Here is a 16514-nt window from a genome sequence, read left to right on the forward strand (position 1 = left end):
TTTTATCAGTGAATCATTACCTGAAATTTAGCACAAGATCTACTGATAGGCGAGAATTTGGCTTTATGAGGTATTCGTCAAAAGAAAAACGACTATAAAAAACTGACCTTTTAATGATTCACAAAAGGTTTGTTTTCAGAGATAGTAAAAAGCGACACCACAAAAAAACCAAGCAGCTATTGATCCTCATCATCAAAAGCTGCTTGGTTTTTTATTCTTTTTATTTCACTCGTCGTTCATTGATCTCCTTGATTTTTTTCAAGTCAATCTTAGGGATTCGATCCGTCGTAAGCAAACCATTGACTTCTTGCTCCACATCTGTCAGTTGAGTATAGCAATAACCTGTAACATAGGGAAGAGCTTGAATCGAGCGATGGATTGCATCAAAGCGATCCATAAATTCCTGTTCATTTTTCACTTGATTCCCATAGCCCCAGTTCTCTTCCTTCTCTGTTGTAAAGGCGATTCCGCCAAACTCAGAAATAATGATTGGCTGCCCTTCGTAGCTATAGCCATCTGCAAATACATAGAAATCCTTGTTAAATTGATAGTCGTCTCTTAATAAGGATTCTTTGTCTGCATACCGTTCATTAAACAGCTGTTCAAACTCCTCATAATCATGGAGAGTGATGATATCAGAAATCGTGTGGACCCAGCCGTCATTCGTGATCACCGGTCTCTGCGGATCGATCGTTTTCGTTAGATAATAAACGCTCTCAGTAAAATGCTGCTGCTTTTTGTCCTGCTCAATACCTTTGATTCCCCAGGATTCATTGAATGGTACCCATGTAATGATCGATGGATGATTGTAGTTCTGTCGAACAATCGCCAGCCACTCATCAACAAAATTATCAACAGCCTGGTCATTGAAGGTATAGGTGGAGGCCATTTCCGACCAAACCAATAGCCCCTTCTCATCACAGAGATACAAAAAGCGCTCATCCTCAATCTTTTGATGCTTTCGCAGACCGTTATAGCCCATCTCCACTACTCGATCGATGTCCGTTTCCAAAGCATCTACATTCGGTGGTGTCAAACCTGACTCTTTCCAATAGCCCTGATCTAAAATCAAACGTTGATATAGCTGATGGTTATTCAAAAGGATTTGACCATTTTTGATAGAGATTTTCCGCATACCAAAATAGCTGAAAACTTCATCTAGCAGCTCCCCTTCCAGATTGAATAATCGGAAGGTCACATCATATAAATGAGGGGTTTCCGGAGACCACAGTTTGGTTCCCCAGCATGCATCCTCTTTGATTCTTGTCTCCATCGAAATAGGAGTCATTCCATGATGAAAGATTCCCTGATGTGTACTAACTGATTTCCCATCAAAAGAAATCTCTGCCTCAAAACGAAGCTCCTGCTTTAGGTAAGTCGTAGGATTATTTAGTATTGGTTCAAAAATGATTTGATCTTTATCAACTTCCGGTGTCATTTTGACAGAAGCAATCCGTTGATCTGAATGTTGTTCCTCAAGCCAAACAGACTTCCAGATACCGGTTGTCTGAACATACCAGCAGCCGAAATTATCCTTCAGCCAGCGCTGTTTCCCTCTGGGCTGCTCACAGGCAAGAGAATCCTCCACACGAACAACCAAACGGTTTTCTCCAGACACAACACCTGTCAAATCAAATTCAAACCGTTCATACGCTCCTTGATGATCCCCCAATAACTGACCGTTCAGCCAGACCTGACTAACATAATCTGCTCCTTCGAAAATAATCGTATAATGCTTCAGCTCATCCAGCGTCAACAGCTTTTCATACCAAATAACCGAATGATGTGCCTGATCATTGATCCCGCTTTTTTCCGTTTCATAAGTAAACGGAACCTGTATATCTACAGTTTGAGACAATCCTTGTTGCCACTGTTCTTTTATCCCTCTATTTTCATCGTCAAATCGAAAAGCCCACTTCCCATCCAGTATGTTCCAATGCTCACGTATAAATTGCGGGCGTGGATGCTCTCTTCTGATTGCCTTCATAATTCCCCTCATTTCTCTTCCTGACCAATGAAAATCCGTTCCGGATGATACTGATCATTGATTTTTCTAATTGCCTCTAATGATACCTTCGGCTGACGATCATAGGTCAATAAACCATTGATTTCCTGCTCTACATCGGTCAATTGTGTGTAGCAATACCCCCATAAAGCACTTGAGCTATAGACTGCATCCATGATTCGTCCATAGTCATCCAGGAATTGTTCTTCGTTATCAACAGAAGTATAGCCCCAGCCTGCCTGTCCGCCAAGTTCATAACCAATACCGCCGAACTCGGTCAACAAAATCGGCTGATTTTTATAGTGATGCCCTTTAGCAAAAGTCGCCCATTTCCCCGGCGGATGCTGAATCAACCCCTTCACATCAGCAAGGCTGTCCTTGAAGTAGCGATACTTTTTGACCTCTTCCTTTTGACCATGACTATAATTATGAATCGCACAGACATCGGTCTCGGTCATTTCCCAACCATCATTTGAAATAACCAAACGTGTTGTATCCAGTGCATGCAGAAAATTATACATACTGCGTGAAAAGCTCTGCTGCTGCAGATTAAGATGAATATCTGGAATACCCCAGCTTTCGTTTAGAGGTACCCAGGTAACTAGCGAAGGATGATTGTAATCTCGCTCAATGATTTCGACCCATTCCTGTGTCAGTTTGGCAGCTGCTCCTGCTGTGTAAATAGGTGCAGAAGCACATTCTCCCCAGACAATAAATCCCAACTTATCTGCCCAATAAAGATAACGAGGATCTTCCACCTTTTGGTGCTTGCGACACCCATTAAACCCCATTTCCTTAGCTAACTGAATATCCTTGACGAAATCATCATCAGAGGGTGCTGTAAGCAAGCCTTCCGGCCAGTAGCCCTGATCCAGAACCAGCTTTTGATAGTAGGGTTGATTATTCAGAAAGGTCATCCCATCTTCCACATGGATTTTTCTCATGCCAAAGTAGCTGCTTACTTCGTCCGTCACCTCTCCATCAACAATCAACTCCAGATGGACATCAAACAGATTCGGCTGTTCCGGAGACCATGTCCATCCATGATCATGAAAATTTGTGCGAAAAATCTTTTCGTTATAGATATCGACACTTCGCTTCGTACAAGGATTGAGCAAGGCTGCTTGGTCTTCGCAAATCAGTGTTCCTTTAAAAAAAATGCTGTAGCGAAGGGTACAACCTACTGCCTGTTTCGGTATGGTTACCGCCAAAAGAACATTTCCTTCGTCCAGATTCGGCGTAAACTCTATTTTTTCTATATGAGCATCGTCCACCTCTTCAAGCCAGACGGTCTGCCAGATACCAGTGCTATTCGTGTACCAAATACCTCTTGATTCAGCCTCCCAAAATTGCTTCCCTCTCGGGATTGTTTCATCGTCATGAGGGTCCCAAGCACGAACTACAATTGATTGATGATCATCTGTCAAAAAATGTGTGATATCGAATGAGAAGGAGGTATGTCCGCCAATATGACGGCCAACATAGAGCCCATTTACATAAATATCTGCCTGATAATCCACTGCTCCAAAGTGCAGGAATACTCTTTTTCCACTATTTTTTTTCCACTCAAATACTCTTCGGTACCACACAATATCATGAACCGTTCGATCATCAACACCGCTCAATACAGACTGATAAACAAAGGGAACCTGAATTTTTTTAGTAAATACCTCTGAATCTCTGTACCATCGTTCTCCCATTCCATTATTTTCATCATCAAAAGCAAATGACCATTCCCCGTTTAAAACTAAAAATTTCTCACGCATAAACTGCGGACGAGGATATTCAACACGCATCATATTTTTAACTCCCAACTAAGTTTTTTGTGTATTCCATTTGATTCCTTTATTCCGAGCGAGTAAGATAACTCCTGCAGACATCGCCAGAGCCAAGCTGATGATATCAAGAATAAAATAGGAAGCAAGTCCTTGGAGAATCAGATACACACCGATTTTGACATTGACCTGGTCATCCTTCACATAACGCTTACTGATCAGCAGATTTATCATTCCCGAGCCAATCAGTAGGATGCCAAAGGTACAAACAAACATAAAGACATTTCCGAACGCCGCATTGATTGCACTTACCTGTGTATCACCTGCAGCAGTTATTCCAGGAAAAATATTTTGTTGATAAAAACCGTAAATGAATATTGTCAACAGACCATCAAGAATTTGCCAGATACCCATGATTCGGATCAGCTGTCGTTCTCTTTTTCGATTCATTTTCTCCTATCCTTTCACACCGGCAGACAGTGACATAGACTGCAAGAAGTATTTTTGTGCAAATAGATATAAGACAAAGGTTGGAATGATCGCAACCAGCGCTCCCGCCATCAATAAGGTCGGCTGTGCTTGGTACATCCCCTGTAGCAGCTGCAAACCGGAAGTGATCGGCATTTTTTCTATATCGTTAAAAACAATAGACGGCCATAGAAAATCGTTCCATGAACCAGTGAAGGCAAACAGAGAAACAACCAGCAGCACCGGTTTGATCAATGGAAAAATAATTTTTCTAAAAATCAGCCATTCTCCCGCACCATCGATTTGTGCCGCTTCATCGAAATCTTTCGGGATATTATCCATAAATTGCTTCACTAAGAAAATATTGAATACGCCGGCTGCACCAGGTACGATCATCGCTAACGGTGTATTTACCCAGCCTAAGATATCAACAATTTTGTATAATGGAATCAAGTTCACCACACTAGGAAACATCATGCTTGCCAACAGAAACGAAAACAAAACATTTTTCCCTTTGAAGCTCAATCGACTATAGGCAAACGCTGAAAAAGAAACCACTAACACTACCAATAATGTATGTGTGACAGAAATAAACAGAGAATTCAAAAACCATTTAACCAATGGCGTGCTTGAATTATTCACCAAAAGCTCTGTATAATTTGTCAGTACCCATTCAATCGGCAAAAGCTTAAACCCTGCAGTCATCAGCTCCATTTCTGACTTGAATGAAGTCAATACGCCATAAAGTAACGGCACAATCCAAGTAACCGCCATCAGCAGTAAAAAGACAAACGCAATAATTTTCGAAATCGGACTTTTCTTCATCTTCGTGCCCCCTAATCCTTATTCCGCAGGAACTTGAACTGAACAGCGGATACAGCCATGATACAAACACCTAAAATCACTGCCATCGCAGAAGCAATCCCTGCAATCGACTGACCGGAACCAAATGCATTTTGCTGGATATACATCAGCAAGACCCGTGTGGAATTATTCGGCCCGCCAGCTGTCAGCATCAACGGCTGACCATAAACATTGAACTGGGCAATCGTTGTCATCACGACAGTGTAAAGAATTTGCCCTCTGATAGCCGGTAAGGTGATTTTAAAGAATTTCTGGACAGCCGTCGCACCATCGATATCAGCTGCCTCATAAAAATCCTTTGATATCCCATTCAATGCTGCCTGATAAATAATCATATTACCGCCAATCGTCCACCATACTGTCACAGCAACTAATGCAATCCACGCATAAGGCTGTGTGCCGGTCCATGGTGTAGCTGTTTCCAATAGCGTATTGATCGGTCCATAATTTACATTAAAAATCAGTGTCCAAATAATCACGACAGCGGAAATGGCAAACAGAGAAGGCATATAGAAAATGGACTGAAACAGCTTGCCAAGCTTCGGCTTCGTGTTTAGCGCCGCCGCTAACAATAATGGTACTGCAATACAAAACGGTACAGAGAATACCACGAAAAGAAACGTATTTTTCAATCCGATCCGCAGCTGCTCATAAAAAGTAGAGTCTGCATTAAAAAGCAAGTCCTTGTAATTTTCCAAGCCAACAAAGGTCGGCGAACTGAATAAATCCCAATCTGTAAAGGAGATATAAATCCCAAAAACCACAGGGATCAGAAAAAAGATAAAGAAAATAGTCAAATGCGGTGCTAAAAACAACCATGGAACAAGCTTCTTTTTCCTTGATCGTCTATATACCGGCTGATATCGTTTCTGTAGAAGTCATCATGTTGCGAACAATCCTTTCTTGATTAAAAGCTTGTATTAGAAGCAAGATAGCGGAACAGTAAGACTATCATTCATGCATATAATTGAACGCCAGCAGCAATCACCCTTATTCCAAATAATTACCACCCTCTTATCTGCAAGCTAAGGAAGCTGAAACTCTGTATTTAAAGCCCCAGCTTCCCCTGACAGCTTAATTATTCGAGCGATCCTTTGCAATCTTGTCCGTTACTTCCTTTTGCATCCCGGAAGTGAAATCTGCAACTGACTGTTTGCCAAAAATCGTATCAAACCCATGCGCATCTAAATATTCAGAAACATAGCCATTGTATTTATAGTCAAAAATTGACAAGGTCGCCTGTTGTTCCGGTGTGTTGATAAAAAAGGATTGCGGCATTTCCTTATACTCTTCGTTTGTCAGGATATCCAAAGTTGCAGGATTCTGACCAGCCTTCGCCCACTCTAATGAATTTGTACGAATCCAACTGATAAATTCCATGATCCCTTGAGTTTTCTCGTCTGAACGATCTTCATTTTTAAACATCACGAACTGATGAGAAGAAGCCCAGTTAACGATCTTACTCGCATCATCAGATAGCTGAGGCGAATTGGTCAAGCCCCACTCAAAACTAGAATCCTTGATATTGTTTTGCAGCCAGATTCCTTCCGGGAAGAATAGAAGCTTACCAGCTAAAAACAACTGTGTTGGGTCTTCGCCATCCTTTGTTGTAACGCCCTCTTTATACAAATCGGCCCACTTACCGATCGCATTTTTGGATGCATCGGTATCTAGCGTCGGTGCAGTCCCATCCGAAGTCAACTCTCCACCTTCCTGCTTGAGGGTTGCCAAGAAATTAGGCTTAGCCCAAGTGATTGCAATTCCTCTGACATCGTCCGCTTTCGCCTTTTCACCAGCTTCCTGTATTTCATCGAAAGTCAAGATATTATCTTCCAACGCATCCGGTGCATATTTCTCTAAAAGTTCTTTATTGTAGTAGGTTCCCCAGTTATGGATATCAAACGGCAAGCTATAACGTGCACCATCGAGTTCACCCAGGTTCCATGCTTCTGCAACATAGTTCTCTGCTTTTATATCGGAGTAATCTGTTAAAAGATCGTCGTAGGTTTCCAGCATATCGTTATCTTTATAATTCTTGATCCGCTCAGCATGAACAATGTTTAAATCAGGAATATTTTTACCAGAGTTAACAACTGTAGGGATTTTTGCATACATATCGGTTTCTTTTAAAGAAACATTTTTGATTTTGTATTCCGGATTCGTTTTATTGTACTCATCTATCAGTGCTTTTAGATTAGAACTGTCAGCACCTGTAAATGGATTCCAAAACGTTATTTCTTTGCTGCTTGCTGATGAGGAACCTCCTCCTGAACCTCCACAAGCTGTCAATGCTACAAAACACGCTCCTGCAACAAGTGTCATACTGATCAATTTCTTCATCTTCATCGTTCTTCCTCCGTTTTACCAAAAAGTTAATCATACATAAAATATAATTTCTTAACCATTTAACTTTTTAGTATTTTTTATTTCAACCATATGTTTCTAAAGCTAAATTACCATCGTTTGTAAGCGTCGTCAACATTAATATATCAACATTAAACAAAAACAACTATACAGTTAAACAGGTAATGATGTATAATAGTGGCACATAGAAAACGTTTAACTTTAAAGTTAAAAGGAGGTCATATAATTATGGAACTATCGCTAGATTCTCTTTCACTCCCTGTTTATGAATGCTTAGCAAGCAATACTCGATTAGAAATCCTAAAATTTATCGGGAGCGAAAAAAGAAGTATTGGAGAAATTGCCGCATATATGCACATCAGCAATGCCATCACAACGAGACATATACAACAGATGGAAGATGCTGGCCTCTTGGGATCAGAGAGGGGTGTAGGAGAAAACAGGAACAAGAAGATGGTTTATTTAAAGGTGGATGATATCCATATTTCATTCCCGGAAAAGGTTTATCAGGAATTTCAGCTGCATTCTACCAGCCTGAAGCTGGGTCACTTTGTCGACTTCTCAGTTACACCAACCTGCGGGCTGGCGACAGTGGAAGATGTCGTTGGTAAATCTGACGACCCTAAATACTTCATGGATTCCAAACGTGTCGATGCCGCACTGCTTTGGTTCAGCAGCGGTTTCGTTGAATACAAAGTACCTAATCTTTTAAAGGAAAACGAAATTCCTGAACTGTTGGAAATCAGCTTTGAAATCGCTTCGGAATTTCCACTTTCAAATAATATCTGGCCAAGTGATATCTCGATTTATGTCAATGACGTTAAAGTGGCTGTCTATACCGTACCGGGAAACTTCTCCGACACACGCGGACGCTACACACCGAAATGGTGGAATGACAGCTTCAGTCAATATGGCTTATTGAAGCATCTGCGAATCAATAAGCTAGACACCGGAATAGACGGTGAAGCATACTCCAACGTTACGATTCATGATTTGAAGCTTGACGAACAGCCCTTTATCAAGCTGCGCTTTGCAGCAGAAGATGATGCAAAAAACAGAGGCGGTCTAACTCTGTTTGGTGAAGGCTTTGGAAATCATAATCAGGACATCGTGATCAATACCTATTACTTGAATAAATGAAAAAGAGTAACCAGCAGAACGTTCTAGTGAACATCTGCTGGTTACTCTGGTTTTATTCTTTTTTGGCGCCATTTATCAAGAATCCAATTCTTCGTGATTTAGGCTGTATAATGCATAGAAATACGATATCTGAAGACTTCTATCCCATTTCCTCAGGCATCATTTCCAGCAAAGTAACACGTTCTGATTTATAACAATATTAAACCTTATGAGAGATCTGCTAATTTCTCGCTGTTTCGCGCCAAGCTTTCTTTCGCCTTGGTTCCCCAAGAACCTTTTAAGGAGTCAGATAAATCACTGGCTACCCCATCCATACTCCCTTTGGTCACAGCCAATGTATCTGTCTTGCTTTTTTTTAATTTAGCTTTTTTTGTTTTTACTTTCGCCAGAGCTGTACTGGCAACAGAAGTCTGAATAATCATCTTCTCGATTTGCTTGATCATTTGCTTTTTCAGCTCTGCTACATCAAGTGTTTCTTGTGTCATCGTTACTCCCGTCCTATTTCTAACAATTGTTCTTCTAAATTGTCTCGTTCTTTTTGATAACTCATCTTATGTTCTTCCAGAACATTGTCTACTCTTTGTCGTTCTTTATGGATCTCATATAAAAGTTCTTCTCGTCCGTTTTCGATCATCCGCCTAGAAGATGAGAGTTCACTTTCTTCTACACCAAATTTACGTAAATAATATGTCGTAGAATCTGCAAACTCATCCAAAGACCGATTCAACTGATTTTGTTCATAAACCAGTCGTTCTCCTTCATCTTCATAGTATCGACGTTTCTCCAAAAAGTCCGACTCAATATTTTCTAATGCAATCGTCACCGTACGTTTTTCTTGTTCTTCAGTCACGCTATCCCCACCTGACTGGCTAATTCTTGATCAGTAGCCAACTGTTGAGCGACACTCGATTGAATTTGATTTGCCAGTGAAACAAAGTCTGCACCAATTGCTTCCACTTCACTGAAATCACTCTTTAAATCAGAAATAGGTTCAGTAACCAAGGTGCTTTGTGTACACCCTCCAGCCGATAAAGCAGACAGTATTTCTCCCTCTCCTAAATGAGCACCTACATTTCGAGCCGTCGTTAATGTTTCTTCCCACAAACCTTCAATATCACTGATTTCTTTGTTATATTCTGTTTCTAAATCTTGGATTGCTTGTTCCACTAACTGATAAATGCCATTGACGATTGCCAACACTCGTTGACTATCCAAAAAAATCTTTTCTGATGAAGACAAGCCTCCACCACTGGCTTTTAGTTTTCGTTCAAGCAGCTCTAATGTGTTCAGTTGTCCTTGAATAAATATTTTTGTCTGTGCTGTTCGTACTGCAATCATTTTCCCTTGTGCTACACGTAAATTTCCATGTTTATCATAAACATAACCACCCCACATATGGCGGTCAATCAGTCCGACATCCTCTTTCGAATCTACAGGAATAATGATCCCTATTCCCTTTAGGTCATAACCAATAGGTATATAATCTTTCATATCCACGTAATTAAATATACGTTCTCTCAATTTGTCTGCTTGTTTCTTTTGGTCGTCCGTCAATAATCCATAAATGTTTGGACCTTGATATAAATAGGCACTACGAATTCGTTCTGGATAATCACTTGCAGAAATCGCATATTGGCCATTCATTGATCCTAGAGAGTGTCCATAAATGTCAAAATACGCATTCTTATACAACGCCATTTGTTCATTCAACGTGTTCGCTGAAGATGCTAATTGCGGCGTTGGCCCAGTGAAATTATTCGTTAAGATTTGTTTCGCAATCGGCACATCATTGTCTTTCCAATCCATCCAAACATCCGAGTGATTTGGATCCCAAGGATTCACAGCGTTTACCCCTGGAGCGGTAGAACCTCTATAAAGAACAGTGACACTGGTTACACTCTCCAAGTCTTTCGAAGTAGGATTTGCAGGTAATTTCTTATCCGTCACGATGTAGGTTTGTTCGCCGGTCTCTTTATTATTTACTACTTTTGATACATAGCCTATTTTTGTTGAAGCATCTTCTCCAATATAAACATCTTTACCTACTTTTAAATTATCGTATTGTTTTTCCGCAATTTCTTGATGCTGTTGATCTGAGAAACTATTCTGCATCTATATTTTCTCCTTCCAATATCTCTGATAATTTGGAAGAAGCACCACCAGCACTATTATATATAGTTCCATTGGATTTTTTATGTAGTATTACATCAATTGTAAGTTCTTTGTCATCATTTATAATCAAATCCAGCATGATTCCTCCCATAGGATTATGTTCAATAGATTCATAATCTATTTTATAACTTTGGATAATCCCTTCCTCTGTAAAAGCTAAAGGATCCCTATTTCCAATCGTTCTCTCATAAGATTCTTTAGCTTCTTTACTATTTACTATTTTTAGCATCTCATCATTAAATTGCTTTTCATCCATATACCATTTCACTCCTATTCCTACAACAATCACTAGAATCAATCCAATAATCTTATAAAGAACACCTTTCTTGATTTTTTTTATTTCAGATACAGGTGTTTGTCCACTTTTTTCTTCACCGTGACCCTTCATAGCTGATATTTCTCCTATTTTATCTATAAATTTTTACCTTATATATTTTACCTTAAAAAAGCTTACAAACCAATAACAATTTAGGTTTAACAGCTTGATAAATCACATATCCAAGAACCTTTAGTTGATTTGTGAACTTCAGAAGTGCAAATTTGAACTTTTCTCGAATCCTCAGGAATAATAATCAGGACATTATAATCAATACCTATTATTTGAATAAATGAAAAAGAGTAACCAACAGAACGTTCTAGTGAACATCTGCTGGTTAGTCTGGTTTTATTCTTTTTTTGATAGTACTACAGTAAGACAGTCATTTGTTAAAGAGTCATTGATCAGCTGATTTAGCTCACTATCATCAATGATTTCAGAAGAATCACCAAAATAAGTACCAGTTAAATGAATACCGTAGTCAAAATAAGCCATGTAATCTAGAAAATCAAAACTTTCCATTGTTTTATCCTTATAATAGACCAATTCCTTTTCTAAAGAAACTTCTTGATTCAAACGATTGATTCTTAAATTTGCTGAGATTGAGGTTTCAATATATAAATCGAAGCCTTCACTATCTTTTGGGTAATGAATTTCTGCATCCCATTGATAATCATACCCGCGTTCATCCAAATAATTAACTACTTTTGAAAAATCATTTCCTTGTTCTTTATCAAAGATAAACTCCTCGGTAACATAGGCTGCATAATGCGCATAAATATGGTTTCTTAAAACCCCAATTCCTGTTTCCTCTGGTGTTGTTTCTGATAGAGCATCATTGATCAATATCCAATCTTTCTGATACGCTTCGAAATCAAAGAATAAGCGTGGTGTACTGGAATAATCCGTTTTCCACGTATAATTCTCTAATTGATCCTGAAATTGAAAGTGATCTTCAAAATAAGAAAAATACTCTGAAACTTCTTCCTTTTTCTTAGATAGTGGTTTGCCGTAAAAAGCATAATAACCGAGCCCTCCACATAATCCCCCAATAAGGAGCAGCAAAAAAAATAATTTCCATTTCTTTTTTATCCCTAACATAGCCAAAATAAAAATAGCGATTAAAATGAGCAACATAGCCATTTGATTTTCTCCTTGATATTAATACGCATAATATGCAGCATTCATGGGAAGAGAATCTAGCAAATATTGATTCCCCCACGATGTAACAATGAATTTCCCAGTATTTTCGTCATAGCCAACAATTGTTACGGTATGCATATTTTGCTTCTTATAACTACTACCATCGGGATATAGCAAGCTCATACTTTCCCCTAAACAAGTTACTGTTATTACTTTTCCATTATCCAACTGACTTTGAACTTTTTCCGGTTTGACAACTGTTTCTGATTTATAGTTCTGTGACTGCCCATAAGAAGTTGTCTCTGTTATAGAAATACGCTCTCCAATGATTTTTTCATCATATTGTGATGTGTAATCTTCAATATTAGAGCAAATAGACGCTCCAGTAGCACCAGGATGCTGCAAAGTAAATTGAGCATCTGTAAAGGGGATATTTCTCTTATCATTTTCTTCTAAATAGAATGATAAGAGCAACTCATCAAAATTTACATTTCCATTTTTATCATAATAGCTTATCCCATATTTTTCTTCAAACTCCTTTTCTCGACCAGAATATTTTAGCAAAATGATATTTATTGCTGCAGCATAACCACAACCTTCACTGTTCAATTTTTCAAGATATGCTTGGACATCATCTTCCGCTAAGCTTTCCGGAAATCTAGATGGCAAAAATCCACTTTTCGCAGATTCTAGTTTAAGATACATATTCAATTCTTCATCAGTCAAATGTTCTCCATATTTTTTCCTTAATTGCCTTTTCAACATATCAAGAATCACATCTTTTTCTCCTGACCATCTACTGCTTAAGCTTCCTTGATCTGCGCCAAATTCTCCTTTAGGATCGAGGTCAAATATCAATTTGCCAGTCTTCACAATAAAAGTTCGATTAAATGCCTCAAGATACTTTTTGAATTCATATGAAGGAACAGTAATTGCATTTGGTGTAATCAAATCCGCAAAGTCATGCAGCAAATCATTCAATGCTGTTAAGTTGTCCAAATTCCCTTCCAACGCTTGAGCATAATTCTGGTCCACACCCTCAACTTCCTTCAACAATTTCTCAAACTTTTCTTTTCCAATATTTTCATCATCAATGACGTCCTTATGATAACTATCAATATCATCCAAAGAATCTCTGATATCTCCTGCTGAAGAAAAAGTATCATCAAAAAAATCTACAATGAAATTCTGATCAAAATCTTCCTCTTCCTGTATCAATTCCTCTATATGATCTATATTAGATTGTGAAAAATCTCTAACGATCCCCTTCATTTTTCTTCGCACCTTTCAACAAGACCATCAAATATTTTTTTACTATTTTCATCTGCATCAATATATCCATCTTTTGTGTTTTCTAAAAAATCAACTGTATTTTGTATCAGATGATTGAACGAAGTATTTACTATTTCTAAAAAAGATGCCAATTCCTGCATTTTTTCCATTGCTTTCCCTTGACTACTCATAGTCATCGACTGATCATTTTCAACTATCAGCTTTTTCAATTTAGTCACTTCATCTGTAAGAACAGTAATATCGACATCTACCTTACTCATCACTTCACTCTCCTTTTTTTAGTAAAACGAACCATCCGCTTCGTCAAAATCTGCTAAAAAATCTATTATTACTTTTTGAGTGCGCTGATTCAAGTTCTCAGAATGACTCTCTAACTGTTCAACACTGTCCTTAAACTTAGAGAGATTCGTATTAACACTACCTGATTTGATTCCATTATTAATAATTGTTTCCAACGAAGTCGTATACTTAGCAAGACGCTCATCAAAATCTTCAAAAAATTTTTTTACCAGCAACTGCATCTCCTCTGCTTCACTATCCTTGACTACGATATCATAACCTATTTTATGCATACTACATTACCTCTCTCTAAATACTTAATGCTCTACGTGCCAAATACAAGCTTTCAATTTTATTCTGATAGGCAGCCCGTTCCTGCTTCAGTAACTGAATTTCTATTTCAGTATCGTTCACTTCATGATCGATTGCCTGCAATGAGTATTCCAACTTATGAAATACGCCTTGTGGACGTTGCCCCTCAAAAAAATTCAACATCTTATTGGATTGCTTTTGTATAAAAGCTGTATTTAATGAAACTTCTTGCAAACGCTTATATTTTTGTTTTTTCCGATCTTGCATATCTGTAAATGATTGGATATTTCCTTTTTGTCTATCTCTTATATCAAAAAGTTTATCTAATTTTCCTTTAAGAACTCTTATTTGATCTTCTAAATCAAAAATTTTGTCATTGTACACCCGAACTTGACTATCAATTCGTGACACCTCTAAATCTCTTTCTACCTTTACCCAATTTGCCATCCTGTCCTTTTTTTGGTTCATACTCTTCCCTCCATGTAAAAATTTTAGCACTTAAAGAATTTAAAGTAAATAACATTCAAAGCATTAGCAATACAAACTTTGAAGCGTTATCATTTTTTCTAAGGATTAGAAAAGAATAACTTCAATCAATGTAAATAGATAGCTCCCCCTAAATTATTTCCTGATTAGGTATAGGGAAAGACATGCTGCTTTTGATAAGCAAACCCTTATAGGTGTTTAATTGTTGGATAACATTTTACTAAAAAAAGCTAGAAACACCTATATAACAGCGTTTCTAGCTTGCATTTTGTTATTATCCCACAGACCCTTCCATCTCATAACTTATCAATCGATTCAGCTCCACCGCATATTCCATCGGCAGTTCCTTCGTAAATGGTTCTACAAATCCCATGACGATCATCTCAGTCGCTTCGACTTCTGACAGGCCGCGGCTCATCAGGTAGTACAGCTGTTCTTCTGAGATTTTTGATACTTTGGCCTCATGCTCCAAGGCTACCTGACTGTTGTGGATCTCATTGAATGGGATCGTGTCAGATTTGGATTTGTCATCCATGATGATCGTGTCACACTCGATGTGTGAGATCGATCCGGCACTGTCCTTACCGAAGGTCACCTGACCACGATAGTTCACCTCACCGCCATCTTTGGCGATCGATTTTGAAACAATCGAGCTAGAAGTGTTTGGTGCGTTGTGGATCATTTTTGCCCCTGTGTCCTGCACTTGGTTTTCACCGGCAAAGGCAATAGAAAGCATGGTGCCGCGAGCACCGCGTCCATCAAGATGAACACTTGGGTATTTCATCGTTGTTTTCGCTCCAAGGTTGCCGTCGATCCATTCAACGGTTGCCCCTTCGTAAGCTTTTGCTCGTTTGGTTACCAGATTGTAGACATTGTCTGACCAGTTCTGGATTGTTGTGTAACGGCAGTAAGCATTTTTTCGTGTATAGATTTCCACGATAGCTGCGTGCAAGCTGTTACTTGTATAAGTTGGAGCAGTACAGCCCTCAACATAGTGAACACTGGCATCTTCATCAACAATGATCAATGTGCGTTCGAACTGCCCCGTGTTTTCTGCGTTGATTCGGAAGTATGTTTGTAACGGTACATCGACTTTTACACCTTTTGGCACATAAATAAATGTTCCACCTGACCATACCGCTGAGTTCAGCGCTGCCAGCTTGTTGTCTGTTGGCGGAACTAGCTTGGCAAAGTATTCCTTGAACAGGTCAGGATATTCCTTCAAGGCAGAATCAGTATCTGTAAAGATAATGCCCAGCTTTTGGAACTCTTCCTTCATGTTGTGATAAACAACCTCAGATTCGTATTGAGCAGAAGCTCCTGCTAAATAGGCACGTTCTGCTTCAGGAATCCCAATTCGCTCGAAGGTTTCTTTGATTTTATCCGGTACATCATCCCAGTCGCGGGCTGGACGATCACTTGGTTTTTGGTAATATTTGATTGCATTGAAATCGATATCGGACAGATCTGCTCCCCATTTTTGCATGGGCATCTTGTTAAACTGTTCCAATGATTTCAAACGGAACTCAAGCATCCATTCCGGCTCTTCTTTGACACGGGATATTTCTCTCACGACTTCCTCCGTCAGACCCTCACCGGTACTAAAGACTGGTTCAACATCATCGTGGAAGCCGAATTTATACTCTTCTAACTCTGGTACGCCGCTCATTGTTTCACGCTCCCTCTCCTATATCTGCTAAGCGGGGAAATGTATTCTCCTCTTTAGAAAAGCTGAACGAGCTCGTTCAGCTCTCGAGCAATAAGCTCGAGGTAAACACATGATGTTCTTTATCATGAGGTTGACTCGACTTATTGCCGAAGAGAGCTTGCTCGTGAAGCTAGACATTCTCCATGTGGTTTCCTCGCTACCCCTTGATATCACCAGGGGTACAAACTC

The 16514-nt window shown here is 39.1% G+C and carries 17 protein-coding genes; 1 reads left to right on the plus strand and 16 read right to left on the minus strand.

Annotated elements, in window-relative coordinates; all coding sequences use genetic code 11:
- Window positions 1–220: 220 nt before the first annotated feature.
- From I6N96_RS02065 to I6N96_RS02090, 6 genes are all read right to left on the minus strand, one after another.
- On the minus strand, window positions 221–1987 hold the full coding sequence (locus tag I6N96_RS02065; RefSeq protein WP_209555835.1) for a glycoside hydrolase family 2 protein: 1767 nt from the start codon (window positions 1985–1987) through the stop codon (window positions 221–223).
- A gap of 8 nt (window positions 1988–1995) precedes the next feature.
- Window positions 1996–3804 carry a glycoside hydrolase family 2 protein gene (locus tag I6N96_RS02070; RefSeq protein ID WP_209555836.1) on the minus strand — a complete coding sequence of 603 codons (1809 nt, stop codon included), beginning with the start codon at window positions 3802–3804 and terminating at the stop codon, window positions 1996–1998.
- A gap of 15 nt (window positions 3805–3819) precedes the next feature.
- Complete coding sequence (locus tag I6N96_RS02075) at window positions 3820–4230, minus strand: hypothetical protein (RefSeq protein ID WP_209555837.1); 411 nt, start codon at window positions 4228–4230, stop codon at window positions 3820–3822.
- Between the two features lie 6 nt (window positions 4231–4236).
- Window positions 4237–5073, minus strand: coding sequence for a carbohydrate ABC transporter permease (locus I6N96_RS02080; RefSeq protein ID WP_209555838.1), 837 nt, complete (start codon window positions 5071–5073; stop codon window positions 4237–4239).
- 11 nt (window positions 5074–5084) lie between these two features.
- Window positions 5085–5927, minus strand: coding sequence for a carbohydrate ABC transporter permease (locus I6N96_RS02085; protein ID WP_209555839.1), 843 nt, complete (start codon window positions 5925–5927; stop codon window positions 5085–5087).
- 259 nt (window positions 5928–6186) lie between these two features.
- A complete protein-coding gene (locus tag I6N96_RS02090) occupies window positions 6187–7458 on the minus strand; it encodes an extracellular solute-binding protein (protein WP_209555840.1) in 1272 nt (423 codons plus the stop codon).
- Between the two features lie 246 nt (window positions 7459–7704).
- Here I6N96_RS02090 and I6N96_RS02095 point away from each other — a divergent pair, with 246 nt between their 5' ends.
- Window positions 7705–8616, plus strand: a complete 912-nt coding sequence (locus tag I6N96_RS02095; protein WP_209555841.1) for an ArsR/SmtB family transcription factor — start codon at window positions 7705–7707, stop codon at window positions 8614–8616.
- A gap of 206 nt (window positions 8617–8822) precedes the next feature.
- Here the strand turns inward: I6N96_RS02095 and I6N96_RS02100 are convergent, their stop codons facing one another.
- The 10 genes from I6N96_RS02100 to sufB all read right to left on the minus strand — a co-directional run bounded on the left by I6N96_RS02100 (window position 8823) and on the right by sufB (window position 16286).
- Window positions 8823–9101: a hypothetical protein gene (locus I6N96_RS02100; protein ID WP_209555842.1), complete on the minus strand. Its 279-nt coding sequence runs from the start codon at window positions 9099–9101 to the stop codon at window positions 8823–8825.
- Between the two features lie 2 nt (window positions 9102–9103).
- The gene (locus I6N96_RS02105; RefSeq protein WP_209555843.1) at window positions 9104–9466 is read right to left on the minus strand and encodes a hypothetical protein; all 363 of its coding nucleotides are present in this window, start codon (window positions 9464–9466) and stop codon (window positions 9104–9106) included.
- Complete coding sequence (locus tag I6N96_RS02110; RefSeq protein ID WP_209555844.1) at window positions 9463–10728, minus strand: hypothetical protein; 1266 nt, start codon at window positions 10726–10728, stop codon at window positions 9463–9465. The genes I6N96_RS02105 and I6N96_RS02110 overlap by 4 nt, the downstream gene beginning before the upstream one ends.
- Window positions 10718–11176, minus strand: a complete 459-nt coding sequence (locus I6N96_RS02115) for a DUF1310 family protein (protein ID WP_209555845.1) — start codon at window positions 11174–11176, stop codon at window positions 10718–10720. The genes I6N96_RS02110 and I6N96_RS02115 overlap by 11 nt, the downstream gene beginning before the upstream one ends.
- A 276-nt stretch (window positions 11177–11452) precedes the next feature.
- Window positions 11453–12247: a hypothetical protein gene (locus I6N96_RS02120; RefSeq protein ID WP_209555846.1), complete on the minus strand. Its 795-nt coding sequence runs from the start codon at window positions 12245–12247 to the stop codon at window positions 11453–11455.
- Window positions 12248–12265: 18 nt separating this feature from the next.
- Entirely contained in the window at window positions 12266–13519 is a 1254-nt protein-coding gene (locus I6N96_RS02125) for a C39 family peptidase (RefSeq protein ID WP_209555847.1), read from the minus strand.
- Complete coding sequence (locus I6N96_RS02130) at window positions 13516–13800, minus strand: hypothetical protein (RefSeq protein WP_209555848.1); 285 nt, start codon at window positions 13798–13800, stop codon at window positions 13516–13518. The genes I6N96_RS02125 and I6N96_RS02130 overlap by 4 nt, the downstream gene beginning before the upstream one ends.
- An 18-nt stretch (window positions 13801–13818) precedes the next feature.
- Window positions 13819–14112: a hypothetical protein gene (locus I6N96_RS02135; RefSeq protein ID WP_209555849.1), complete on the minus strand. Its 294-nt coding sequence runs from the start codon at window positions 14110–14112 to the stop codon at window positions 13819–13821.
- A 16-nt stretch (window positions 14113–14128) separates the two neighbouring features.
- Window positions 14129–14599, minus strand: coding sequence for a hypothetical protein (locus tag I6N96_RS02140; RefSeq protein ID WP_209555850.1), 471 nt, complete (start codon window positions 14597–14599; stop codon window positions 14129–14131).
- 292 nt (window positions 14600–14891) lie between these two features.
- The gene (gene sufB, locus I6N96_RS02145; RefSeq protein ID WP_209555851.1) at window positions 14892–16286 is read right to left on the minus strand and encodes a Fe-S cluster assembly protein SufB; all 1395 of its coding nucleotides are present in this window, start codon (window positions 16284–16286) and stop codon (window positions 14892–14894) included.
- Between the last annotated feature and the right edge of the window lie 228 nt (window positions 16287–16514).

Source organism: Enterococcus larvae, from assembly GCF_017830045.1.
Lineage (GTDB): Bacteria > Bacillota > Bacilli > Lactobacillales > Enterococcaceae > Enterococcus_L > Enterococcus_L larvae.

Bases quoted from the DNA above. Each gene is read 5' to 3' on its own strand.
- I6N96_RS02095 (WP_209555841.1), top strand. From the start codon at position 7,705: ATGGAACTATCGCTAGATTCTCTTTCACTCCCTGTTTATGAATGCTTA.
- I6N96_RS02125 (WP_209555847.1), bottom strand. From the start codon at position 13,519: ATGAAGGGGATCGTTAGAGATTTTTCACAATCTAATATAGATCATATA.
- I6N96_RS02070 (WP_209555836.1), bottom strand. From the start codon at position 3,804: ATGATGCGTGTTGAATATCCTCGTCCGCAGTTTATGCGTGAGAAATTT.
- I6N96_RS02110 (WP_209555844.1), bottom strand. From the start codon at position 10,728: ATGCAGAATAGTTTCTCAGATCAACAGCATCAAGAAATTGCGGAAAAA.
- sufB (WP_209555851.1), bottom strand. From the start codon at position 16,286: ATGAGCGGCGTACCAGAGTTAGAAGAGTATAAATTCGGCTTCCACGAT.
- I6N96_RS02090 (WP_209555840.1), bottom strand. From the start codon at position 7,458: ATGAAGATGAAGAAATTGATCAGTATGACACTTGTTGCAGGAGCGTGT.
- I6N96_RS02075 (WP_209555837.1), bottom strand. From the start codon at position 4,230: ATGAATCGAAAAAGAGAACGACAGCTGATCCGAATCATGGGTATCTGG.
- I6N96_RS02135 (WP_209555849.1), bottom strand. From the start codon at position 14,112: ATGCATAAAATAGGTTATGATATCGTAGTCAAGGATAGTGAAGCAGAG.
- I6N96_RS02120 (WP_209555846.1), bottom strand. From the start codon at position 12,247: ATGGCTATGTTGCTCATTTTAATCGCTATTTTTATTTTGGCTATGTTA.
- I6N96_RS02115 (WP_209555845.1), bottom strand. From the start codon at position 11,176: ATGAAGGGTCACGGTGAAGAAAAAAGTGGACAAACACCTGTATCTGAA.
- I6N96_RS02100 (WP_209555842.1), bottom strand. From the start codon at position 9,101: ATGACACAAGAAACACTTGATGTAGCAGAGCTGAAAAAGCAAATGATC.
- I6N96_RS02065 (WP_209555835.1), bottom strand. From the start codon at position 1,987: ATGAAGGCAATCAGAAGAGAGCATCCACGCCCGCAATTTATACGTGAG.
- I6N96_RS02130 (WP_209555848.1), bottom strand. From the start codon at position 13,800: ATGAGTAAGGTAGATGTCGATATTACTGTTCTTACAGATGAAGTGACT.
- I6N96_RS02080 (WP_209555838.1), bottom strand. From the start codon at position 5,073: ATGAAGAAAAGTCCGATTTCGAAAATTATTGCGTTTGTCTTTTTACTG.
- I6N96_RS02140 (WP_209555850.1), bottom strand. From the start codon at position 14,599: ATGAACCAAAAAAAGGACAGGATGGCAAATTGGGTAAAGGTAGAAAGA.